Raw genomic sequence first — 23955 nt, 5'->3', positions numbered from 1 at the left:
CGGCGACATGACCCTAGCGATCGTTAAAGAGGTCCCAGCAGGTGCGGACGGTGACGACACCACCGACCTGGTCGTACTTTCCGACGCGGCCGGACGCATGCGCGTCCGGGCGGACTGGGTACGCGGCAATTCCCGGCGCGCGGTAGCCGTCGAAGAGGCCGTCGCCAAGCAGGACGGGGTACGGGTCGTCCACGCCTACCCGCGCACCGGGTCGGTCGTGGTGTGGTACTCACCGCGACGTTGTGATCGCGCCGCGGTACTGGAAGCGATCGGCGGCGCCAAGCACGTTGCCGCCGAACTGATCCCGGCGCGCGCACCCCACTCGACCGAGATCCGCAACACCGATGTGCTGCGCATGGTGATCGGTGGAGCGGCACTGGCCCTGCTGGGCGTTCGCCGGTATGTGTTCGCGCGCCCACCACTGCTGGGGCCGAGCGGGAGGATGGTGGCCACCGGTGTCACCATCTTCACCGGCTATCCCTTCCTGCGCGGCGCCCTGCGCTCCTTGCGCTCCGGCAAGGCCGGCACCGACGCGCTGGTCTCGGCGGCCACGATCGCCAGCCTCATCCTGCGGGAAAACGTCGTCGCGCTCACCGTGCTGTGGCTGCTCAATATCGGTGAGTACCTGCAGGATCTGACCCTGCGCCGGACCCGGCGCGCCATCTCGGAGCTACTGCGCGGCAACCAGGACACCGCCTGGATCCGGCTGACCGACGGCCCCGAAGCAGGAACCGAGGTCCAGGTACCGATCGACAGTGTGCAGATCGGCGACGAGGTCGTCGTACACGATCACGTTGCCATCCCGGTCGACGGTGAAGTGGTCGACGGTGAGGCCATCGTCAACCAGTCGGCGATCACCGGGGAAAACCTGCCGGTCAGCGTCGTGGCCGGCGCGACCGTGCACGCCGGATCCGTCGTGGTACGCGGGCGCCTGGTGGTGCGTGCGCAGGCGGTCGGCAACCAGACCACGATCGGGCGGATCATCACCAGAGTCGAAGAAGCCCAGAACGACCGGGCACCGATTCAAACGGTGGGCGAGAACTTCTCTCGCCGCTTCGTGCCCACCTCGTTCATCGTCTCAGCCATCACCTTGTTGGTCACCGGGGATGTCCGGCGCGCGATGACGATGCTGTTGATCGCGTGCCCATGCGCGGTAGGCCTGTCCACCCCGACCGCGATCAGCGCCGCCATCGGCAACGGCGCCCGGCGCGGCATCCTGATCAAGGACGGATCGCACCTCGAGCAGGCCGGCCGGGTCGACGCAATCGTGTTCGACAAGACCGGAACGCTCACCGTGGGACGTCCGGTGGTCACCAACATTATTGCGATGCACAAGGATTGGGAGCCCGAGCAGGTTCTGGCCTACGCCGCCAGCTCGGAAATCCACTCCCGTCACCCACTGGCCGAGGCGGTGATCCGTTCGACCGAGGAACGCCGCATCAGCATCCCGCCGCACGAGGAGTGCGAGGTCCTGGTGGGTCTGGGCATGCGAACCTGGGCCGACGGCCGGACCCTGCTGCTCGGCAGCCCATCGCTGCTCGAGTCGGAGCAGGTCAAGGTATCCAAGAAGGCATCGGAATGGGTCGGCAAGCTGCGACAACAGGCCGAAACACCGCTGCTGCTCGCCGTGGACGGCACGCTGGTCGGGCTGATCAGCCTGCGCGACGAAGTGCGGCCCGAGGCCGCCGAAGTGCTGACCAAGTTGCGGGACAACGGAGTTCGCCGGATCGTCATGCTCACCGGGGATCACCCCGACATCGCCAAAGTCGTCGCCGAAGAGCTGGGGATCGACGAATGGCGCGCCGAGGTGATGCCCGAGGACAAGCTCGAAGTGGTGCGGGACCTGCAGGACGAGGGCTACGTGGTCGGCATGGTCGGTGACGGCATCAACGATGCCCCGGCATTGGCCGCCGCCGATATCGGAATCGCGATGGGCCTGGCCGGAACCGACGTCGCCGTGGAGACCGCCGATGTGGCGCTGGCCAACGACGATCTGCATCGGCTGCTCGACGTCCGCGATCTCGGTGGGCGGGCAGTCGACGTGATCCGGCAGAACTACGGTATGTCGATCGCCGTCAATGCCGCCGGTCTGCTGATCGGTGCGGGCGGTGCGCTCTCACCGGTGCTGGCCGCGATCCTGCACAACGCGTCCTCAGTGGCGGTGGTAGCCAACAGCTCCCGGCTGATCCGGTACCGCCTGGAGTGAGGCCTCGATGCTCGAGTAGGGCCTCGGATCGGCGAGGCCTTACTCAGCAGCCGCAGTCCTGGCCGCGCCAGGCTCTGACACCCTGCCAGACGGCTATGCCGGCGATGACGAGCCCGATCACCGGGTCGATCCACCAACCGCCGGGCCAGGCCGCGGTGATCGCAAGCCCAAGCAACACCCCGGCGGCTTGGCCCGCGCACAGATAATTCTGGGTGCCTTCACCTTCGGTGGCCCCGGACTGCAAGAGCACACCCAGCTTGTGATTGGCCCGGCCGAGGATGGGCATGACGACCAAAGCGAAGACCGTCAACCCGATTCCGATCACCGAGGTGCCAACCTCGTGCTTGTCGGTGAGGTGGCGAATGGATTCCGCGGCAACCAGCGGCGCAACCAACCAGAAAGACACGGCGACGCCACGTTGGGCGCGGCGCTCGGCGGTCTCCGACAACGTGCGGGAACCGGTGAACCGCCACAACACCATTGCGCTGGCCAGCCCTTCGGATGCGCCACCGAGGGCCCATCCGGTCAATGCGACGGACCCGACGGCAACGCCCTCCCGCACCCCGACAGCACCCTCGGTGACCAATACGGCCAAGCTGATCCAGGCCAGTCGGCGCGCCCATCGAACGCCCTGTTGCCAGGCCGCATCGCCGGAGTGCCCGGTATGCGCAGCTGTTGTGGACACATCGCAGCAGGCGTCGCCGGCCAAGTCACCTACCTTGCCGACCGAACTGGAAGTGTTCATCAGGCGATGGTAGGTCAAGGTTCTGTGACCCTCGGACAGGTTGGCGCGCGGCGCGGTTGAGCTGGGCGGTAGTAATTCTCAGGCTGGGGCGTTGTCGCCGAAGCTGGTGACCGGCACCCGCAACCGTGCCGGCCGGTCCACTCCCCAGTGCAGGGTGCAGCGCGCCGGCGGGCTGGGCGCGTACAGGGCGGGAAAACTTCCGTAGAGCGGATTGCGCGGGGCAAGCTGGCGACCGGCGATGACCAGCCGGATGCGATCGCCGTGGTGAAAGGCGGTTGCTGATGGGCCCAATGCGAGTTCGACGGGAACAACCTCACCCGGCGACAGCGGCTGGGAGTGTGCGAAAGTGTGCACCGGCTCGTACGGCGTCGACTGCTCGACATCGAGTTCTCGCAGCGATACGCGTTGCCACCCGGTGGTGATCCGGTCCCGGCCGTAACCGTAGGACCCTTCAAACGAAACCCATTTGTTGCCAACCCATTTCTCAACGCCGGCAAACAACGCGACATCGTCGGCGCCCTCGACTGACACCCACAGCGCCAAACTCATCGGACCGGTGAGCTCGAGATCTGCCACCACGGGAAGGGTGAATGCCGCTGCGCGCCTGCGAGTGTGGAAGGTGACCGATCCCTCGGCTGCCGAGGGCTCATGGTCCAACACACCGTCGTCGGCCAGGTAGAGGTCGCGCCAGTCGGTGTTTTCCAGTGGCCATTGCCGCTCGGCGCGAGTCTCCGCGATGACGTCGCCCCGCTCGCGCACCTCGAGCCGAACCCGGGGCGGTTTGGGCACATCAAGGTGTTTGAGATAGCGGTCGAAGAAGGCGAGCTGGGCCTGGCGGGCCTCGGGGCTGTAGAAGGTCGTCCACTTGCCGCCCCGGTGGGTGTAGGCGAACTTGTCTTCGGCACCGACCTTTTCGAATGCCCGAAAAGAACCGCGCCCATGCAGGTTGTTATCCGAAAAGCTGGCGCAGACCAGCATCGGGACCTCGATCCGGCCGAGGTCGGGTACCAGGGACTGCCACCACTGATCACGCAGCGGGTGCACCCGGCGCTGCGCGCCGATGTCCTCGGTCACCCGCATCACATGCTTGGTGCCGGTCTGCCAGACTCGCGAGAAGCCCTTTTCCGCCACTCCCCCGGGGTTGAACATGTCCCGGTACGCATCGGTGAACCCCTCCCAGGGGCAAATCGCCTTGAGGCTCGGCGGTCTTAACGCGGCGGCCTTGAACTGTGCCATCGCCAGGTAGGACACGCCCGCCATGCCGACGCCGCCACTGGACCAAGGCGCGGCGCCGGCCCACTCGATCAGGTCGTAGACGTCCTCGGCTTATTGGTCGGACATCAACGCCCCGGCGCCATCGGATGTCCCGGCGCCGCGGATGTCGGCGTTGACAACGGCATAGCCATGGGCCAGCCACCAGACCGGATCGGGCGCCTCCCAGCTGGTCTCGCTCGAGATCTCCACCTGGCCGGGCTGGCGCAGGATCCTGAACTGCGGATTGATGCCCCAGCCCCACCATCTGCGCTTGGGCAGCCGGTCCTTGCCGTAGGGATGGGCCGCCAGGATGACGGGAAACGGCCCCGAACCGGGGGGCCGGTATACGTTGACCCGCAGCACCACGCCATCGCGCATCCGAACCGAAACGTCGCGGTCCACCACCAGGTCCGACGGCGCCGCCGACACCCTCACCGGCGGCCGCAGGATTGCCCGTACCCGAGCCGCCGCGTAGCGGACAACCCCGGCCCGCCGCCATGGACGGTCGTAGATTGGATTTCGCGTCGGCACGATAACTCCTGTTCACGCACATACTTGAGTGGCACTCAATCCTGATTGAGTTACAATCTAGCACGCTGAAGTATGCTGACTTCGATGGAAAGAAAGCGGCAGCGAAATAAAACCCGGGTACGCGAAGCGGGGGCCGCGTCGCGCGCGCAGACCCGTCACCTGCTGCTCACGGCCGCCGCCGAAGAATTCGCTCGTGTCGGATACGTCGCCTCGACGGTCAGCCGGATCGCCGAGGGAGCCGGGGTGACCGTGCAAACGCTCTACCTCGCCTGGGGCAGCAAACGCGCGCTGCTCCGCGGCTATCTCGAGAGCACCCTCGCCCCCGACGCCGCGCCATCGGGACAGCACTTTGCCGCTCAACTTCAACCCGATAGCCCCGCCGGGACCCTGGCCCAGGTTTCGGCGTTGGTCTGCGACGCGGCACGGCGCTCGGCGATAGCGTGGCGCGCCTACCGCGACGGATCCGGCGTCGACAGCGCCATCGCAGCGGAGTGGCATCAGATCCAGATGCTGCGCCGGGAAACGATGCGGGCACTGCTGGTGACCATTCCCGACGACGCCCTGCGATTGCCCCGTCAAGACGCGGTGGATACCGCCTGGGCCATCACCAGTCCAGCCAGCCACGAGATCATGGTTACCCACGGCGGGTTCACCTTGCAGCGCTTTGAAGCCTGGCTCACCACCACCTTGCAAAACGCCATCCTGCGCGATCCGGAGGGCAGCGGGTGAGCCACGTCGTGCCGCGCCGCCCCGGCGGCTCGTCAACCGGGCTGAGCAGTGGCCGATCTTGATGTCCCACTTGACAGCTTGAGTTTTCGGGGCGAACGTCACGATGTCGCGACTCGTCCAACCGAGCGCGCCGAGCCGGTCGCCTGGTGACACGCGCCGCAGGGAAGGATTTGCCGATGCCCGAGGGCAACCCCGCCAAACCACTCGATGGGTTTCGGGTGCTCGATTTCACCCAGAACGTTGCCGGGCCGCTGGCCGGACAGGTCCTGGCCGACCTGGGCGCCGAGGTGATCAAGGTTGAGGCCCCCGGCGGTGAGGCGGCGCGGCACATCACCGCCGTGCTGCCGCACCGCCCGCCGCTAGCGACCTATTTCCTACCGAACAACAGGGGCAAGAAGTCGGTGTCGGTGGATCTGTCCACCGACACGGCTCGCCGGCAGATCCTGCGGCTCGCCGACACCGCCGACGTGGTGCTGGAGGGGTTTCGGCCCGGCGTGATGGAGCGAATGGGCCTTGGCCCCGAGGACCTGCGCGCCCGCAACCCCAAACTGATCTATGCCCGGTTGTCGGCATTCGGCAGCAACGGTCCGCACGGCACTCGACCGGGCGTCGATCTGATGATCGCCGCCGAGGCGGGAATGACCACCGGAATGCCCACCCCCGACGGCAAGCCACAGATCATCCCGTTTCAGTTGGTCGATAATGCCAGCGGGCATGTGCTGGCCCAGGCGGTCCTGGCCGCGCTGCTCAACCGCGAGCGGCACGGGGTGGCCGACACCGTCCGGGTGGCGATGTACGACGTCGCGGTGGGGCTGCAGGCCAACCAGCTCACCATGCACCTCAATCGTCCCAGTTCGGACGCGCCGAAAAGGCCCGAGCAGACACCCGCGGGCGCGCGCCGCAAACGGGTTGCCTTTGCGACCCAGCCATCGGATGCCTTCCGCGCCGCCGACGGCTACCTGCTGATCAGCGCCTACGTGCCCAAGCACTGGCAGCGGCTGTGCGAGATCATCGGCCAGCCCGATCTCCTCGACGACGAGCGCTTCATCGACCAACGCGCGCGGGCGATCAACTACGCGGAATTGACCGAAGAACTGGAATCGGCCCTGGCCGCCAAGACCGCCGCGCAATGGGTCGAACTGCTGCACGAAGGCGGGTTGATGGCCTGCCTGGCCTACACCTGGAAACAGGTCGTCACAACGCCGTTGTTCGCCGAGAACGAGCTGGCATTGCAGGTCGGCAGTGGCGATGACGCCGTCACGGTGATCCGGACGCCCGCGCGCTACTCGAGCTTTAGCGCGGTGCTCGCCGATCCCCCGCCGGCCACCGGCGAGCACAACGAAACACTTCTGGGCGAATCCTAATTTTCGCGGTCAGCACCGGAAACTTTCTTGTGAGTTGTCAATGAATCAGTGCGGGGGTTTGCCGCACGGGCCGGTGAAGCGTGGAGGATTTTGGATATAAAACCTGCCGACTCATAGATTTGCTGCGCACAAATATGAACTGCCTCACACGCACCTACGACGCTCGGCGGACACTTGATTTGACAGACCACATTCCAGCCGGTGTCGAAGGGGTGTCAGGTCTCGATTGCCGGCCCGCCCGGGATGGCCTCTTTGACCGGCTTTGAGGAGTCAACAAATGAGCACCGCAGTCAAGAACTCCGCCGAGGCACCCGAATCTCGATCCCAGTGGATGCGGGCCAACTTGCGCCATGACTTCCCCGCGTCGCTCGTCGTCTTCCTGGTAGCGCTGCCCCTGTCGCTGGGGATCGCCATTGCCTCCGGTGCTCCGTTGATGGCCGGTTTGATTGCCGCGGTGGTGGGTGGCATTGTCGCCGGACTGCTCGGCGGGTCGTCGGTTCAGGTGAGCGGCCCGGCCGCCGGCCTCACCGTGGTGGTCGCCGGATTGATCGAACAGGTCGGTTGGCAGATGTTGTGCCTGATGACCCTCGGCGCGGGCGTCCTGCAGATCATCTTCGGGCTGAGCCGGATGGCACGCGCCGCGCTGGCCATTGCACCGGTGGTGGTGCACGCCATGCTGGCCGGCATCGGCGTGACCATCGTGCTGCAACAGATCCATGTCCTGATGGGCGGCTCGGCGCACAGCTCGGCGTGGCGCAACATTGCGGCGTTGCCCAACGGCATCCTTCATCACGAGCTACACGAAGTGATCGTCGGCGGAACGGTGATCGCAATATTGTTGGTGTGGTCACGGTTGCCCGCCATGGTGCGGATGGTTCCGGGCCCCCTGGTGGCCATCGCCGGAGCCACCGCACTGTCGCTGATGGTGAATCTAGATGTGGAGCGCATCAACCTTTCGGGCAACTTCTTCGAGGCCATCTCGCTGCCCCGGCTGCCCGAGCTGACCCCCGACGGTCAGCCCTGGAGCAATGACATCAGCATCATCGCCGTCGGCGTGTTGACCATCGCCCTGATCGCCAGCGTCGAATCGCTGCTGTGCGCGGTCGGTGTGGACAAGTTGCACCATGGCCCGCGGACCAACTTCAACAGAGAAATGCTCGGGCAGGGCAGCGCCAACGTCCTCTCCGGGCTGCTCGGCGGTCTTCCCGTCACCGGCGTCATCGTGCGCAGTTCGGCCAATGTGGCAGCCGGAGCCCGCACCCGCACCTCAGCGGTGCTGCACGGGGTGTGGATCTTGCTGTTCGCCTCGCTGTTCACCGGCCTGGTGGAACTCATCCCCAAAGCGGCGCTCGCCGGGCTCCTGATTGTGGTCGGCGCCCAGCTCATCCAGCTGGCACACATCCAGATTGCGTGGCGGACCGGCAATTTTGCGATCTACGTCATCACCATCCTGGGCGTCATATTCCTCAACCTGCTCGAGGGCGTGGTCATTGGACTCGGTGTTGCGATTGCCTTCTTGTTGATCAGGGTCATCCGCGCCCCGATCGAGGCCAGGCTGGTGAGCGAAGAGGCGAAGCGCTGGCGGGTCGACATCGATGGCACGTTGAGTTTCCTGCTCTTGCCGCGGCTGACCAACGTGCTCTCCGAGCTGCCAGAGGGCAGCGACATCACGCTGAACCTGAATGCCGACTACATCGACCACTCCGTCTCCGAAGCCATTTCCGACTGGAAGACCGCTCACGAAGCAACCGGCGGCGAAGTCACCATCATCGAGACGTCGCCGGCCAACCTGGTCAGCGCGCACACCAGTCCGCCGAAACGCCACTTCATGTCTCGAGCGCTGCGGGAACCCTGGACATCGAGGCGCGACAGCCATCCCGATGCCGAACCCTCGATTCGGCACGGTGTCGAGGAATACCATCGCAACGGCATCGGCACGCTGCACCACCATGTGCGGGAACTGATGGATCCGGCCAACCCGGACACGGTCTTTCTCACCTGCGCCGACTCCCGGATCCTGCCCGACGTCATCACGGCCAGCAAACCGGGCGACCTGTATATCGTCCGCAACGTCGGCAACCTGGTACCGATCGATCCAACCGAACGCTCGGTGGATGCCGCCCTGGACTTCGCGGTCAACCAACTCGGTGTGAGTTCGGTTGTCGTATGCGGACACTCGTCGTGCCGGTCAATGCAGGCGTTGCTGGACAACGGCGCGAGTGACGTCGACCGCCCGATGAACCACTGGCTTGAACACGCACACGATAGTTTGGCCGCGTTCCGAGACGGTCATCCGGCACGGGCGAGCGCGGCGTCCGTCGGGTTCGGCGAACTCGACCAGCTAGCTGTGGTCAATGTGGCGGTTCAGCTGGAAAGGCTTGCGCACAACCAGGTCTTGGCTCCCGCGATAGCCTCCGGTGCGATACAGATCGTCGGTATGTTCTTCGATTTCTCGACCGTCCACGTACACGAGGTCGACCAACTCGGGATCGTGGCGTCCAACCAGCCTGTCGGAAAACCTTGAGCCGCGGCGCTACTCAGCTTTGCGGAAGCCGAACCACCTGAAGAAAGAACTCGTCGATCTGCCGGACGGCGGTCATGAATTGGTCGAGATCGACCGGCTTGGTGACGTAGGCGTTCGCATGCAGGTTGTAGCTACGCAGAATGTCCGCCTCGGCCGAGGACGTGGTCAGTACCACCACCGGGATACGACAAAGCTCGGAGTCGGACTTGATCTTCTCCAGCAACTGCCGACCGTCGTACTTCGGTAGGTTCAAGTCGAGCAGGATCAGATCGGGCCGGCGCGCCTGCTGGTACTTGCCCCGCTGATAAAGGTAATCCAGCCCCTCCTCGCCATCGTGGGCGACGTGCAGCCGGTTGTTGACCTTGTTGTGCTCGAACGCCTCCCGGGTGATGAGTTCATCCCCGGGATCGTCTTCGATGAGCAGGATGTCAATGGGTCGACCCGGTGCTGTCATTCGGCTATCCCTTCGGCAGGTTCGAGGTGTTCTGGGTCCGCGGTCGCGGGCGCGGCGACGGGCAAGGTGAACTGGAAGCGAGTCCCATCGGTGTACGAGGAGTCAATCCACACCGTGCCGCCGTGGTGCTCGACGATCTTTCGGCACAGCGCAAGGCCCAAACCGGTTCCGCCGTAGGAATCGCGACCATGCAGGCGCTGGAAGATGATGAAGACCTTGTCGGCGAACTCCTGCGCAATGCCGATACCGTTGTCCGACACGCTCAACAGCCACAGGCCCTGGTGATCTCCCGAGCCGAGCTGGCAATCGATGACCACCCGGGGCGGCAGGTCTTCGCGCCGGAATTTGACCGCGTTGCCAATCAGGTTCTGCCACAACATCGTCAGCAGGGTCGGATCTCCAACAACCGGTGGGAAGCCGTGCTCGAGGCGCACGATCTCGGCGTCTGATTCCTCGATGGCCGCGCCGAGATTGGCCACGGCAGCATCGAGGGTCGCGCCGAGTTCGACCTCGACGCTGGTGGCACCCAGCCGGCCGACCCGGGAGAAACTGAGCAGGTCGTTGATCAGGACCTGCATGCGTTTGGCGCCGTCGACCGCGAAGCCGATGTACTCGATGCCGCGTTCGTCGAGCTGATCCGCATAACGCCGCTCCAGTAACTGGCAGAATGCGGCGACCTTGCGCAGCGGCTCCTGCAGATCGTGGGACGCGACGTAGGCGAACTGCTCGAGCTCGGCATTGGACCGTCGCAATTCCTCTGCCTGTTCGTCCAATTGAGCTCGGGCGCAACGTGAGGTGTCGAGCTCTTCGACCATTCGCTGGCGCATGTTCTCGACGTCGATCGCGATACCCCGGATGTCTCTGGGCCGGCGCGGCGCAACGATGCGTTCGCCGAAGTTGCCTTCGGTGACCCGGCGGCAGGCCGCAGCCAGCGCGGCCAGCGGAATGGTGACCGCACGCCTGGTCAGGATTCCCAGTAGCGCTGCCGTCGCGAAGAACAACAGCACCATTGCGGCCAGCACCCGGTCACGCCAGTCGTCCATTCGTTGCAGGCGCTCGGCGGCCTGCGCGCGGGCGGCACCCAGATGCCGGTTTTGGTCCTCGAAAAGGGTTCGTAGCTGGTCGAACTGGGCCTTACCGATCGCGGTTGCCGCGCCGTTGAGCATGACCGGAGCATTCGAGTTGACCTGTGCGATGAGCGGCTCGGCGTAGCTGGCCCGCCACGCGCGCGCCGCCTTCTCGATCGCGTCCAGGTCGGCAAGCAGGTCACCCCGGCGCCCCAGTAGTCGCCGGATATTTTGGGCCGCAGCCTCTTCGGTGCGCCGGCCGTCGTAATAGGGGCTGAGGAACTGGCTGTCGGAGGAAATCACATAGCCTCTGATCCCCGATTCCTGCTCGCGCAAGGCCGACTGCAGCTGGAAAGCCGCGACCCGTGCGGGCTCGATGTTGTCGCTGAGTTCCCGCGATACACCGTCGGTGCGATTGAGCAGGACCGCGCCGGCGACGGTGCCGGCGAGCACCATCACGCCCATGATCGACAGCACCAGGGCTTGCCATCCCCGCACCGTGAGCGCGATACGGCGCCGCGTGCGGGGCCGGATGGGCGGTTCCGGAGTCATGCAGGCGTGCGTTCCACTCGCAGCACCGCTATGTCGTCGGTGAGCCCGCCGAGTGATTGAGCGCGTTGCTGCGCACCGTCGATGAGTGCGTCGACGAACGCCGGACCCGACAAGCCAGCGTGTGAACGGGCCAGCGACAGCAGCCCATGCTCGCCCAGCCGTTCCCGACGGTGCCCCGAATACCCCTCGAAGAGCCCGTCGGTAAGCAGCAGTAGCCCGTGGTCCACCGGCAGCTCCACCTCATGCTGGCACCAGTTGCCCAAATTCAGCCCCAGCGCCGGCCCGGCCGGCGGCTCGAGCCAGTGCACGGTGCCACCGCCGTGCAGCAGCATCCCGGGATGTCCGGCACGGATCACCTGGATGTGAGCGCCGTCGGCCGAGCCGGCGGGCTGGGGCGGAATGGCCAGGCTGAGCACCGTCGCAAAGATCCCCTCGCCGGTGCGTTCGGCGCGCAGCACCCGGTCGAGCTGGCGCATCAGCTCGCCGCCGTGCACGCCGGCCAGCGTCAGGGCCCGAAACGCGATGCGCAGCGCCGCGCCCAGCGCGGCCTCATTGGGGCCGTGCCCCGCGACGTCACCGATCAACACGTGGACCACCCGGTCGGCCGTTTGCACGACGTCATAGAAGTCGCCGCACAGCAACGCGTCTTCGCGGCTGGGCCGGTACCGGGCGACGATGTCGACTCCCGGCGAGTCGAGCAGCAGCGGCGAGGGCAGCAGGCCGCGTTCCAGCAGCGCATTCTCGCGGGCTCGGAGCTGGGTTGCGTGCAGGTCGGCGGCGATCAGCTCGGCACGTTTGCGCTCAATCGCGTACAGCATCGCGCGCCGCAGCATCTCCGGATCGACGCGACCCTTGACCAGATAGTCCTGTGCACCGGCGGCGACCGCCGTCGCGCCGAAGTACTCGTCATTCAGCCCGGTCAGCACCACCACCGGGACGGTGGCATCGCGGTTGGCGATGCGGTCCAGCGCGTCGATGCCGCTGGCGTCGGGAAGGTTGAGGTCCAACAGCACGCAATCGGGCCGGGCCGCGCTCAATTCGCGCTCGGCGTGAGCCATCGAGCGCGCCCACACCACCTGGATGTCGACGGCCGCGTCCGCGATCAGCTCCTCGACCAGCATTGCGTCGGCCCGATCGTCCTCGACCAGCAGCAGCGACAACATCTGCCACTGAGCCCGCTGGCCGGTGCTGGGACCAAGCCCCGCAGTCAGATCATGCTCATGTGGTACGCGCACAGGTAACCACGTCCTCTACCTCACACCCCCTGGCCGCGGATAACCCGTTTGCTCGAGTCAGACGAAGGCCGACGATACTCGGCGCGCCAGCTTATTTCGGCCACCTGCCTGCCCACCCGATTGATTGGCGGTGCCGTGACCTTGACTGTACGGGCGGATCGGATGCGATGAAGCGAATCTGCGGTTCGGTACCTCAGCGCAGCAATGCCCGCGACATCACGACGCGCTGAATCTGGTTGGTGCCCTCGTAGATCTGGGTGATCTTGGCGTCGCGCATCATCCGCTCGACCGGGAAGTCAACCGTGTATCCGGCGCCACCGAACAGCTGCACCGCGTCGGTGGTGACCTCCATCGCCACGTCGGAGGCCAGGCACTTCGACGCGGCGGAGATGAATCCGAGGTTGGATTCGCCACGCTCGGCGCGCGCGGCGGCGGAGTAGACCATCAGCCGCGCGGACTCCACCTTCATCGCCATGTCGGCGAGCATGAACTGCACCGCCTGAAAATCGCTGATCGACTTCCCAAACTGCTTGCGGTCCTTGGTGTAGGCGATTGCGGCATCCAGGGCGCCCTGAGCGATGCCCACCGCTTGGGCACCGATGGTCGGGCGGGTGTGGTCCAGCGTCGCCAGGGCGGTCTTGAAGCCGGTGCCGGGCTCCCCGATCATCCGGTCGCCGGGAACCCGACAGTTCTCGAAGTACAACTCCGTGGTCGGTGAGCCCTTGATCCCCAGCTTGCGCTCCTTGGGGCCCACGACGAAGCCTTCGTCGTCCTTGTGCACCATGAACGCCGATATCCCGTTGGCACCTTTTTCGGGGTCGGTCACGGCCATCACCGTGTACCAGGAGGACTTGCCGCCGTTGGTGATCCAGCACTTGGTGCCGTTGAGAATCCAGTCGTCACCGTCGGCCTTGGCCCGGGTGCGCATCGCTCCGGCGTCCGAACCGGCCTCGCGCTCGCTGAGCGCGTAGGAGGCCATCGCGGCGCCATCGGCGAGCGACGGCAACACCTGCTTCTTCAGATCGTCGGAACCGCGCAGGATCAGGCCCATGGTGCCCAACTTGTTGACCGCCGGGATCAACGAGGCTGAGGCGTCGACGCGAGCGACCTCCTCGATGACGATGCAGGCCGCCACCGAGTCGGCCCCCTGGCCGCCGTACTCCTCGGGGACGTGCAACGCATTGAACCCGGAAGCGTTGAGCACATCAAGGGCCTCCTGCGGAAACCGGGAATTCTCATCCACGTCCGCGGCGTGCGGCGCGATCTCCTTTTCCGCCAGCGCGCGTATCGCCGCCCGCAACTCCTGGTGTTCCTCCGGAAGCTGGAACAAATCAAAAGACGGGTTTCCGGCCCAACCAGCCATCTTGCGAGCCCTCCTAGTCGGCTTCTAGTCGCGGGTTAACTTACCCGCAAGTTTCTGAAGTTCCGCATCCTTGGCCTGCACGGTCTGCGCCAGCTGGTCTTGGAAAGCGGCGATCCGCGCGCGCAGCGCAGGATCGGATGATCCCAGCATCCGCACCGCCAGCAGGCCGGCATTGCGGGCGCCTCCGATGGACACGGTAGCCACCGGCACCCCGGCCGGCATCTGAACGATCGACAACAGCGAGTCCAGTCCGTCGAGGCGGGCCAGCGGCACCGGCACCCCGATCACCGGCAGCGGGGTGGCCGAGGCCACCATTCCGGGTAGGTGCGCGGCTCCGCCGGCGCCGGCGATGATCACCTCGATGCCACGACCGGCCGCGTCGCGCGCGTAGTCGAACATCACCTGCGGGGTGCGATGCGCCGAGACCACGCGCACCTCCATCGCGATGTCGAATTCGGCCAGCGCCTTGGCGGCGTCAGCCATTACCGACCAGTCACTGTCGCTGCCCATGATCACCGCGACCCGGGGCTGTTCAGCCATGGGGATCCCATCCGTCCGTCCACTGTCCGTGTGACAACCAGTGTGCCGCCAACTCGGCCCGCTCTCGCAGCCCGGCAACGGCCGCCGGGTCGAAACCGAGGAAATTGATATGTCCCACCTTGCGGCCGGGACGCTCGTCCTTGCCGTAGAGGTGCACCCGGGCATCGGGCATCCGGGCGAAAAGGTGGTGCAGCCGCTCGTCCAGGCTCATCGCCGGTTGCGCGGCCGCCCCCAACACGTTGGTCATCACGGTCACCGGCGCGATCGCCTCGGTATCGCCGAGCGGGTAGTCCAACACCGCGCGTAAGTGCTGCTCGAACTGGCTGGTGCGCGATCCGTCCATGGTCCAGTGCCCGGAATTGTGCGGCCGCATCGCGAGCTCGTTGACCACCAAAGCGCCGTCGGTGGTCTCGAAGAGTTCCACGGCGAGCACCCCGACCACGCCCAGTTCGGCGGCCAACCGCAGCGCTAGCTGTTGCGCATCGGCGCCAGCTTGCGCGGACAGCGCCGGCGCGGGCGCGATCACCGCGACGCAGATGCCGTCCTGCTGCCCCGTCTCGACCACCGGCCACGCCGCCCCCTGGCCGAACGGCGAGCGTGCCACCAGCGCCGAGAGCTCTCGATGCAACTGGACCCGCTCCTCGACCAGCACCGGAACACCCCCGGCCAGGTAGCCGCTGGCGATGTCGCGAGCATCGGCCAGATCGCGCGCCATCTGCACACCGCGGCCGTCGTAACCACCCCGGACCGCCTTGACCACCAGCGGCGCGTCCAGCTCGCGGGCAAACGCGTCCAGCTCACCGAGTTCCTCGAGCTGGTGGATGCCCAGGTAGCGCGGCACCGGGACGTCGAGTGCCTGCAGCCGCCGGCGCATCACCAGCTTGTCCTGCGCGTGCACCAGAGCCTGTGGCGGCGGCGCCAGCACGACTCCCTCGGCCACCAGCTTGTCCAGCAGCTCGGCGGGAACGTGCTCGTGGTCGAAGGTCACCACGTCGGCTCCGGCCGCGATGCGGCGCAGGTCGTCCAGATCGGTGTGCGATCCGATCACCACATTGGGTGTCACCTGCGCCGCCGGGTCATCGGCGGAGTTAACCAACACACGCAGGTTCTGACCCAGGGCGATAGCGGCCTGATGGGTCATCCGGGCGAGCTGGCCACCACCGACCATGGCAACCTGGGGGGTGCGAGAACTTGGCACGGCCATCATGGTGTCATGGCCCATGACCGGCGTGTTTGGCGGCTGCAACACCAAATCGTTATGTATCATTTTGCGTCTATTTCGTGTCAATCCGTACACTGACTTGTTGTGTCCTTTGCCGATGCCACAATCGCGCGCCTTCCCAGGGTGGTTCAGCCCTTTGCGCAGCGTCATCATGAACTGATCAAATTTGCCATCGTCGGCGGCACTACTTTTATCATCGACTCGGCAATTTTCTACACGCTGAAGTTGACGATTCTGGAACCCAAGCCGGTGACGGCCAAGGTGATCGCCGGAATCGTCGCTGTCATCGCGTCCTATGTGCTCAACCGGGAATGGAGCTTCCGCGACCGTGGCGGCCGGGAGCGCCACCACGAGGCGCTGCTGTTCTTCGCGTTCAGCGGCGTGGGTGTGCTGCTGAGCATGGCCCCGCTGTGGTTCTCCAGCTATGTCTTGCAGTTACGGGTGCCGATGGTCTCGCTGACCGTGGAGAACCTGGCCGACTTTGTCTCGGCCTACATCATCGGAAATCTGCTGCAGATGGCCTTCCGGTTCTGGGCGTTCCGCCGCTGGGTGTTCCCCGACGAGTTCGCACGCAACCCGGACAAGGCGCTGGAGTCGGCACTGACCGCGGGCGGTATCGCCGAAGTCTTCGAAGACGAGATCGAGGGCGGCAACGTCACCCTGCTGCGCTCCCGGCGCAACAAGTCCGCCAGGGCCAACCGCTCAGATGCGCGATCGGCCGCTCAGCTGGGGGCTTCCTCGGAGCCCAGGGTGTCGAAAACCTCGTGATAGAGCAGCGCGTGCACTTCTCGCAGGCGCGGAATGTTGTAGAACTCCAACGGATCCTGTGACGCCGATTCGATAATCAGCGTCCCGGTGCGAAGCATTCGCTCGAATATCCGGTCCCGGAATTCCACGCTGTTGATCCGGGCCAACGGGATGTCGATCCCGCTGCGGGTCAGCACGCCCTGGCGATACATCACCCGGCGGTTGGTGACCACGAAATGTGTGGTCAGCCAGCTCAGGAACGGCCATAGTGTGAGCCAGCCGACAATCACCAGCCAGATCCCCCAGATGACGCCATGGATGATGTTCTTGGCCAGCTGCTGCCATTGCGTCGAGTTGACGAACCCCGAGCCCAGCGCGGCCAGCCCGGTGATCAGGATCAACACCACGACCGGCCAGACCAGCCGGGTCCAGTGCGGGTGACGATGCAGGACGACCTGCTCGCCTGCGGCCATGGCATTGTCCGGATAGCCCATGGTGGCGACCCTATCCCCCGTTGGCTGCTGTTTGCTGAAGTTGGACGGATGGCCGCGCCGCACTAGCGCAGATGCACCACGTCACCCGCGGCGACCACGACCGTCTCGCCGGACTTGCCCGCCTCGTCGGGCGTAGTCTGCAGGCGCAATCGCCCCTGCTCATCAATGTCGCGGGCGATCCCGACGATCTCGCGCCCGCCGGGGAGTTGCGCACGCACGCGCGAACCGATGGTCAGATTGCGGGCCCGGTAGTCCGCCGATAGCCGCGCGTGAGCGCGTCTGAACTCATCGATCCGCGCCGCAAGCTCGCGCAACAGGCGGGCAGCCAGTTCGTTGCGATCCGGTGCCGGCACCCCGAGGTCCAGCAGCGAGGTCGCTGCGGGCCCCGCAATTTCGTCGGGCGCCTGGGTGACATTGAGCCCGATGCCGATCACCGCGTAGGGCATCGCCACCTCGGCGAGAATGCCCGCCAGCTTGCCCAGCGATCCGGGCAGACCGGCCAGCACATCGTTGGGCCACTTCAAACCCGCTTGCGCCGCCGTGCCGTCAAGCAACGGGGTCACCGTGTCCACCACGGCCAACCCGGTGGCCAGCGACAGCCAGCCCCAGGTGGCGGTGGGGACGCCGTCCACCCGCACCCCGACCGACATGGTGATCTGCGCTCGCGCCGTGGCCGACCAGCCGCGCCCCAGCCGCCCCCGTCCGGCCGTCTGGTGTTCGGCGATCAGCACCGCCCCTTCGATATCGGCCCCGGCAGCGGCCCGGGCCAGCAGATCGGCGTTGGTGGAGCCGGTCTCATCGACGACGTCGAGCTGGCGCCATCCCGAGTCGATCGCCTCACTACGCAGCTTGCTGGCGTCCAACGGCAACCTGAGCTGATCGCGGTCCGTCACGGCACAAGCCTAGAGAACGCCGGGCCGGCCGTGGGAGATCAATTGTCGGACGGTTCGCCGCGGCGCACATCGGCAATCCCCGCGCGACCGTCGGGTGCTCAGGCACGCCCGGGCCAACCGATGCGGGTCCGGCCGATACCATCAACTCCCATGACCAGCGTTACCGACCACACTGCTGAGCCCGCTGCCGAGCACACCATCGATATCCACACCACCGCGGGCAAGCTCGCAGAGCTACACAAGCGCCGCGCCGAGTCGCTGCATCCGGTCGGCGAGGGCGCCATCGAGAAGGTGCACGCCAAAGGCAAGCTGACCGCACGCGAACGGATCTATGCGCTGCTCGACGAGGACTCGTTCGTGGAGCTGGACGCGCTGGCAAAGCACCGCAGCACCAACTTCGGCCTGGAGAGCAACCGCCCGGTCGGCGACGGTGTGGTCACCGGCTACGGCACCATCGACGGCCGCGACGTGTGCATCTTCAGCCAGGACGCCACCGTGTTCGGCGGCAGCCTGGGTGAGGTGTACGGCGAGAAGATCGTCAAGGTTCAGGAATTGGCAGTCAAGACCGGACGACCGTTGATCGGCATCAATGACGGCGCCGGCGCGCGCATCCAGGAAGGTGTCGTCTCCCTGGGCCTGTACAGCCGGATCTTCCGCAACAACATCCTGGCCTCGGGCGTCATCCCGCAGATCTCGCTGATCATGGGAGCCGCCGCGGGCGGGCACGTCTACTCCCCGGCACTGACCGACTTCGTGGTCATGGTCGACCAGACCAGTCAGATGTTCATCACCGGACCCGACGTCATCAAGACCGTCACCGGCGAGGACGTCACCATGGAGGAGCTCGGCGGTGCCCACACCCACATGGTCAAGTCGGGTACCGCCCACTATGTCGCGTCCGGCGAGCAGGACGCCTTCGAATATGTGCGCGAGCTGCTGAGCTATCTGCCGCCCAACAACGCCACCGACGCACCGCGCTACCCCGCTCCCGCCCCCGAGGGGCCCATCGAGGAGAACCTCACCGACGAGGACCTGGAGCTGGACACGCTGATCCCGGACTCGCCCAACCAGCCCTACGACATGCATGAGGTCATCACCCGGATCCTCGATGAGGACGAGTTCCTCGAGATCCAGGCCGGCTATGCGCAGAACATCGTGGTCGGGTTCGGGCGCATCGAGAGCCGGCCGGTGGGCATCGTCGCCAACCAGCCGACCCACTTCGCCGGCTGCCTGGACATCGATGCCTCCGAGAAAGCGGCCCGCTTCGTGCGGACCTGCGACTGCTTCAACATCCCGATCGTGATGCTGGTGGACGTTCCGGGCTTCCTGCCCGGAACCGGCCAGGAGTACAACGGCATCATCCGCCGCGGCGCCAAGCTGCTCTACGCCTACGGCGAGGCCACCGTCCCGAAGGTCACCGTCATCACCCGCAAGGCCTACGGCGGCGCGTACTGCGTGATGGGTTCCAAAGACATGGGCTGCGACGTCAACCTGGCCTGGCCGACAGCGCAGATCGCGGTGATGGGCGCGTCCGGGGCGGTCGGCTTCGTGTATCGCCAGCAGCTCAAGAAAGCGGCCGAGGCCGGCAAGGATGTCGACGCGCTCCTGCTGCAGCTGCAGCAGGAGTACGAGGACACCCTGGTCAATCCCTACATCGCCGCCGAACGCGGGTACGTCGACGCGGTGATCCCGCCGTCGTACACCCGCGGGTACATCGGAACCGCGTTGCGTCTGCTGGAACGCAAGATCGCCCAGCAGCCCCCCAAGAAGCATGGGAACATCCCCCTGTGAGCGACGTGAACAACGGCAACCAGCCGATCGATCAACAGCCCGAGACCAGCGACGCCACCGAGGCCAGCGAGGGCGGCGAGGGTACGGTGACCGCGCCGGCGCATGACCCGCTGGAACCGCACATCCACGTGCTCAAGGGAGCGCCGACCGAACAGGAGCTCGCGGCGCTGGTCGCGGTGCTGGGCAGCCTGCGCAGCGCAGCCCCGGCCGCAGCGCCCGAGCCATCCCGGTGGGGGTTGTCGGTAGACAGATTGCGCTACCCCGTCTTCAGTTGGCAGCGCATCACGTTGCAGGAAATGACGCACATGCGGCGATGACCCGACTGGTACTGGGCTCGGCCTCATCGGGTCGGCTCAAGGTGCTTCAACAGGCTGGCGTTGATCCGCTGGTGGTGGTCTCCGGAGTCGACGAGGACGCCATCATGGCCGGGCTGGGTCCGGCCGCAACACCGGCGGATGTGGTGCGTGTGCTGGCACGCGCAAAGGCCGAACAGGTAGCGACCACCCTGACCGGGCAGCAGGCTTCCGTCGCCGCGGACTGCCTTGTCATCGGCTGCGATTCGATGCTCTACATTGACGGCCGGCTGTGCGGAAAGCCCGAGACCGTCGACGGCGCCCGGCAATTGTGGCGCTCGATGGCCGGTCGCTGCGGGCACCTGTACACCGGGCACAGCGTCGTACGGTTGACCGAGCAACGCGTCACGCACCGCGACGACGAGACCTCGACCACCACGGTCCACTTCGCGGCCCCCTCGGACGACGACCTGGAGGCCTATCTGGCCACCGGGGAGTCGTTGAAGGTGGCCGGCGGGTTCACCCTGGACGGCTTGGGCGGCTGGTTCATCACCGGCGTCGAGGGCGATCCGTCCGCCGTGGTGGGAATTGGGCTGCCGCTGACGCGGGACCTGATCAGCCGCGCCGGTATATCCATAGCCGCACTTTGGGCGTCGAATCCGCTCCCCTGATGCTGCTTGACCTGATAGTGCGATGGGTAGGCTGACACCGTGCCGTTGCCCCCAGACCCAAATCCCACCCTGTCGGCCTACGCCCACCCCGAACGCCTGGTGACCACCGACTGGCTGTCCGCACACATGGGCGTTCCCGGCCTGGCAATCGTGGAGTCCGACGAAAATGTCCTGCTCTACGACATCGGCCACATCCCGGGCGCCGTCAAGATCGACTGGCATACCGACCTCAACGATCCGCGCGTGCGCGACTACATCAACGGTGCGCAATTTGCCGAGTCGATGGACCGCAAGGGCATCAGCCGCGATGACACCGTGGTGATCTACGGCGACAAGAGCAACTGGTGGGCGGCCTACGCCCTGTGGGTGTTCACCCTGTTCGGCCACCCCGACGTGCGCTTGCTCAACGGGGGCCGCGACCTGTGGATCGCAGAGGGCCGGGACACCTCGCTGACCGTGCCCGCCAAGACCTCCGCGGGCTATCCGATCGTGGAGCGAAACGACGCCCCCATCCGGGCCTACAAGGACGACGTGCTGGCCACATTGGGCACCCAGCCGCTGATCGACGTGCGCTCCCCCGACGAGTACACCGGCAAGCGCACGCATATGCCCGACTACCCGGAGGAAGGCGTGTTGCGGGGCGGCCACATCCCCACGGCGCAGTCCATTCCGTGGGCCAAGGCGGTCGACGAGAGCGGGCGGTTCCGCGGCCGCGCCGAGCTTGACGAGCTTTACGGCTTCCTGGACCCCGATGACAAGACCATCGTGTACTGCCGCATCGGCGAGCGCTCCAGCCACACCTGGTTCGTGCTCACCCATCTGTTGGGCAAGCCCGGGGTGCGCAACTACGACGGATCCTGGACCGAGTGGGGCAATACCGTGCGGGTGCCGATCGTCGGGGGCGAGAGCCCCGGATCCGCCGATGGACTTGCGTCGCCGCGATGAGCATGCCCGCTCCGCTGGCGGAGGTGGTGTCCGACTTTGGCGAAGTCCAGGGCCAGGACAAGCTCGCCTTGCTGTTGGAATTCGCCAACGAGCTACCGCCGCTGCCGTCCGACCTCGCCGAGGCCGCCATGGAGCCCGTGCCCGAGTGCCAGTCCCCCCTGTTCCTGCATGTCGACGCGCAAGACCCGGACCGGGTGCGGCTGTACTTCAGCGCCCCGGCGCAGGCGCCGACCACCCGTGGCTTTGCCGCGATCCTGGCCGCCGGCCTCGACGAGCAACCCGCATCCGAGATCTTGGCCGTGCCTGAGGACTTCTACAGCGAACTGGGCCTGGCGGATCTGATCAGCCCGTTACGGCTGCGCGGGATGTCGGCGATGCTCGCCCGAATCAAGCGGCGGCTGCGCGAGACCGTGTGAAAGGGGAACCGCGTGACCGAGCTTCCGGCGCGCCGCTTAAACTTCCCCGGACAAGACTTGTAAGAAATTCTCTTAAAGACGAAGAGACTTCCAGCCCTACAGGAGGCGCAGTGGCCAGTCACGCCAGCTCCAGGATCTCCAAGGTTCTCGTGGCCAATCGCGGCGAGATCGCAGTCCGAGTGATCCGGGCGGCCCGGGACGCGGGCCTGGCCAGCGTGGCGGTCTACGCCGAACCCGACGCCGAGGCCCCGCACGTCAGCCTGGCTGACGAGGCGTTCGCCCTGGGCGGCCAGACTTCCGCCGAGTCCTACCTGGACTTTGAGAAGCTCCTCGACGCGGCGGCGGAGTCCGGAGCCAACGCGATCCACCCCGGCTACGGCTTCCTGTCGGAGAACGCCGACTTCGCCCAGGCCGTGATCGACGCCGGCTTGATCTGGATCGGTCCCAGCCCGCAGTCCATCCGCGACCTCGGCGACAAGGTCACCGCCCGCCACATCGCCGCCCGCGCCAAGGCGCCCCTGGTGCCCGGCACTCCCGACCCGGTCAAGAACGCCGAAGAAGTGGTCGCCTTCGCCCAGGAGTACGGGCTGCCGATCGCCATCAAGGCGGCCTTCGGTGGTGGCGGGCGCGGCATGAAGGTCGCCCGCACCATGGAAGAGATTCCCGAGCTCTACGATTCGGCGGTGCGCGAGGCCACCGCGGCATTCGGCCACGGCGAGTGCTTTGTCGAGCGCTACCTGGACAAGCCGCGCCACGTCGAGGCGCAGGTGATCGCCGACCAGCACGGCAACGTCGTGGTCGCCGGTACCCGCGACTGCTCGCTGCAGCGCCGCTACCAGAAGCTGGTCGAAGAGGCTCCGGCGCCGTTCCTCTCCGACGCCCAGCGCAAGGAGATCCACGAGTCGGCCAAGCGGATCTGCAAAGAGGCCCACTACTACGGCGCCGGCACGGTCGAATACCTGGTCGGCCAGGACGGCCTGATCTCCTTCCTGGAGGTCAACACCCGTCTTCAGGTCGAACACCCGGTCACCGAGGAGACCGCGGGGATCGACCTGGTCCGCGAGCAGTTCCGCATCGCCAACGGCGAGAAGCTGGACCTGACCGAAGACCCCACCCCGCGGGGACACGCAATCGAGTTCCGGATCAACGGCGAGGACGCCGGCCGCGGCTTCCTACCGGCTCCCGGTCCGGTCACCAAGTTCCACCCGCCGGCCGGTCCTGGCGTGCGGATGGACTCCGGTGTGGAGACCGGCTCGGTGATCGGCGGCCAATTCGACTCGATGCTGGCCAAGCTGATCGTGTACGGCGCCAACCGCACCGAGGCGCTGGAGCGAGCTCGACGCGCTCTGGCCGAGTTCCAGGTCGAGGGCCTGGCCACCGTCATCCCGTTCCACCGCGCGGTGGTCTCCGACCCGGCATTCATCGGCGACGAGCACGGTTTCTCGGTGCACACGCGCTGGATCGAGACGGAATGGAACAACACGATCGAACCGTTCACCGCCGGTGAACCGCTCGACGACGAAGACTTCCGCCCACGCCAAACCGTGGTCGTCGAAATCGATGGTCGCCGCGTCGAGGTCTCGCTGCCCGCCGATCTGGCGATGTCCAACGGCTCCGGCGCCGATGCGGGTGTCATCCGGCGCAAGCCCAAGCCGCGCAAGCGCGGTGCCCACACCGGTGCCGCCGCCTCCGGCGACGCCGTGACTGCGCCGATGCAGGGCACCGTGGTGAAGGTGGCGGTCGAAGAAGGCCAGGAGGTCGTCGTCGGCGAGCTCGTCGTGGTCCTCGAGGCGATGAAGATGGAGAACCCGGTCACCGCTCACAAAGACGGTGTCATCACCGGGCTTGCGGTCGAGGCCGGCGCGGCCATCACCCAGGGAACGGTGCTCGCCGAGATCAAGTAGGGCCGCCCCCGGCCA

At 66.3% G+C, this 23955-nt stretch carries 19 protein-coding genes and 2 pseudogenes; 11 read left to right on the top strand and 10 right to left on the bottom strand.

Annotated features, from left to right (window positions below):
* Positions 1-7 precede the first annotated feature (7 nt).
* Complete coding sequence (gene ctpC, locus SHTP_RS06565; protein ID WP_096370119.1) at positions 8-2206, top strand: manganese-exporting P-type ATPase CtpC; 2199 nt, start codon at positions 8-10, stop codon at positions 2204-2206.
* Between the two features lie 43 nt (positions 2207-2249).
* Here the strand turns inward: ctpC and SHTP_RS06560 are convergent, their stop codons facing one another.
* Both SHTP_RS06560 and SHTP_RS06555 read right to left on the bottom strand, forming a co-directional pair.
* Positions 2250-2951, bottom strand: coding sequence for a cation diffusion facilitator family transporter (locus tag SHTP_RS06560; RefSeq protein WP_096370118.1), 702 nt, complete (start codon positions 2949-2951; stop codon positions 2250-2252).
* Positions 2952-3029: 78 nt separating this feature from the next.
* Positions 3030-4736 (bottom strand): annotated as a pseudogene (locus SHTP_RS06555) (CocE/NonD family hydrolase).
* Positions 4737-4820: 84 nt separating this feature from the next.
* Here SHTP_RS06555 and SHTP_RS06550 point away from each other — a divergent pair.
* The 3 genes from SHTP_RS06550 to SHTP_RS06540 all read left to right on the top strand — a co-directional run bounded on the left by SHTP_RS06550 (position 4821) and on the right by SHTP_RS06540 (position 9353).
* Positions 4821-5465, top strand: coding sequence for a TetR/AcrR family transcriptional regulator (locus tag SHTP_RS06550; protein ID WP_231991304.1), 645 nt, complete (start codon positions 4821-4823; stop codon positions 5463-5465).
* A gap of 176 nt (positions 5466-5641) precedes the next feature.
* Positions 5642-6829, top strand: a complete 1188-nt coding sequence (locus SHTP_RS06545) for a CoA transferase (protein WP_096370116.1) — start codon at positions 5642-5644, stop codon at positions 6827-6829.
* Between the two features lie 277 nt (positions 6830-7106).
* Positions 7107-9353 (top strand): SulP family inorganic anion transporter, encoded by a 2247-nt coding sequence (locus SHTP_RS06540; RefSeq protein WP_012393139.1) that lies wholly within the window; start codon positions 7107-7109, stop codon positions 9351-9353.
* A 13-nt stretch (positions 9354-9366) separates the two neighbouring features.
* Here the strand turns inward: SHTP_RS06540 and SHTP_RS06535 are convergent, their stop codons facing one another.
* The 6 genes from SHTP_RS06535 to SHTP_RS06510 form a co-directional block, all read right to left on the bottom strand.
* On the bottom strand, positions 9367-9807 hold the full coding sequence (locus SHTP_RS06535; RefSeq protein WP_096370115.1) for a response regulator: 441 nt from the start codon (positions 9805-9807) through the stop codon (positions 9367-9369).
* Positions 9804-11426, bottom strand: a complete 1623-nt coding sequence (locus SHTP_RS06530; protein ID WP_096370114.1) for a sensor histidine kinase — start codon at positions 11424-11426, stop codon at positions 9804-9806. Before SHTP_RS06530 ends, SHTP_RS06535 begins: the two co-directional genes overlap by 4 nt.
* Positions 11423-12661: a PP2C family protein-serine/threonine phosphatase gene (locus SHTP_RS06525; RefSeq protein WP_096370113.1), complete on the bottom strand. Its 1239-nt coding sequence runs from the start codon at positions 12659-12661 to the stop codon at positions 11423-11425. Before SHTP_RS06525 ends, SHTP_RS06530 begins: the two co-directional genes overlap by 4 nt.
* A 193-nt stretch (positions 12662-12854) precedes the next feature.
* Positions 12855-14024, bottom strand: coding sequence for an acyl-CoA dehydrogenase (locus SHTP_RS06520; protein WP_096370112.1), 1170 nt, complete (start codon positions 14022-14024; stop codon positions 12855-12857).
* Between the two features lie 24 nt (positions 14025-14048).
* Positions 14049-14564, bottom strand: coding sequence for a 5-(carboxyamino)imidazole ribonucleotide mutase (gene purE / locus SHTP_RS06515; protein ID WP_011740570.1), 516 nt, complete (start codon positions 14562-14564; stop codon positions 14049-14051).
* Positions 14557-15771, bottom strand: coding sequence for a 5-(carboxyamino)imidazole ribonucleotide synthase (locus tag SHTP_RS06510; RefSeq protein ID WP_172900640.1), 1215 nt, complete (start codon positions 15769-15771; stop codon positions 14557-14559). Before SHTP_RS06510 ends, purE begins: the two co-directional genes overlap by 8 nt.
* A gap of 99 nt (positions 15772-15870) precedes the next feature.
* Here SHTP_RS06510 and SHTP_RS06505 point away from each other — a divergent pair, with 99 nt between their 5' ends.
* Positions 15871-16554, top strand: a complete 684-nt coding sequence (locus tag SHTP_RS06505; protein ID WP_096370110.1) for a GtrA family protein — start codon at positions 15871-15873, stop codon at positions 16552-16554.
* Here the strand turns inward: SHTP_RS06505 and SHTP_RS06500 are convergent.
* Positions 16509-17027 (bottom strand): PH domain-containing protein, encoded by a 519-nt coding sequence (locus tag SHTP_RS06500; RefSeq protein ID WP_012393132.1) that lies wholly within the window; start codon positions 17025-17027, stop codon positions 16509-16511. The two genes, SHTP_RS06505 and SHTP_RS06500, sit on opposite strands and share 46 nt — an antisense overlap.
* 62 nt (positions 17028-17089) lie before the next feature.
* Entirely contained in the window at positions 17090-17920 is an 831-nt protein-coding gene (locus SHTP_RS06495) for a biotin--[acetyl-CoA-carboxylase] ligase (protein ID WP_096370109.1), read from the bottom strand.
* A gap of 150 nt (positions 17921-18070) precedes the next feature.
* Between SHTP_RS06495 and SHTP_RS06490 the strand changes: the two genes are divergently transcribed.
* The 6 genes and pseudogenes from SHTP_RS06490 (at position 18071) to SHTP_RS06465 (ending at position 23940) form a co-directional block, all read left to right on the top strand.
* Positions 18071-19711, top strand: coding sequence for an acyl-CoA carboxylase subunit beta (locus tag SHTP_RS06490; RefSeq protein ID WP_096370108.1), 1641 nt, complete (start codon positions 18071-18073; stop codon positions 19709-19711).
* A gap of 107 nt (positions 19712-19818) precedes the next feature.
* Positions 19819-20028 (top strand): annotated as a pseudogene (locus SHTP_RS06485) (acyl-CoA carboxylase subunit epsilon); the annotation flags it as partial.
* Positions 20025-20675, top strand: a complete 651-nt coding sequence (locus tag SHTP_RS06480) for a Maf family protein (protein WP_096370107.1) — start codon at positions 20025-20027, stop codon at positions 20673-20675. The pseudogene SHTP_RS06485 and the gene SHTP_RS06480, both read left to right, overlap by 4 nt.
* 39 nt (positions 20676-20714) lie before the next feature.
* Positions 20715-21620 carry a sulfurtransferase gene (locus SHTP_RS06475; protein ID WP_096370106.1) on the top strand — a complete coding sequence of 302 codons (906 nt, stop codon included), beginning with the start codon at positions 20715-20717 and terminating at the stop codon, positions 21618-21620.
* Complete coding sequence (locus SHTP_RS06470; protein ID WP_012393126.1) at positions 21617-22036, top strand: SufE family protein; 420 nt, start codon at positions 21617-21619, stop codon at positions 22034-22036. Before SHTP_RS06475 ends, SHTP_RS06470 begins: the two co-directional genes overlap by 4 nt.
* Positions 22037-22146: 110 nt before the next feature.
* The gene (locus SHTP_RS06465; RefSeq protein ID WP_096370105.1) at positions 22147-23940 is read left to right on the top strand and encodes an acetyl/propionyl/methylcrotonyl-CoA carboxylase subunit alpha; all 1794 of its coding nucleotides are present in this window, start codon (positions 22147-22149) and stop codon (positions 23938-23940) included.
* Positions 23941-23955: the final 15 nt, after the last annotated feature.

This window comes from Mycobacterium ulcerans subsp. shinshuense, from assembly GCF_002355775.1.
In the GTDB taxonomy this organism is placed as follows: Bacteria; Actinomycetota; Actinomycetes; order Mycobacteriales; family Mycobacteriaceae; genus Mycobacterium; species Mycobacterium marinum.
The sequence above is the reverse complement of the archived record's forward strand: the minus strand, read 5'-3'. Positions and strand labels throughout refer to the sequence as shown.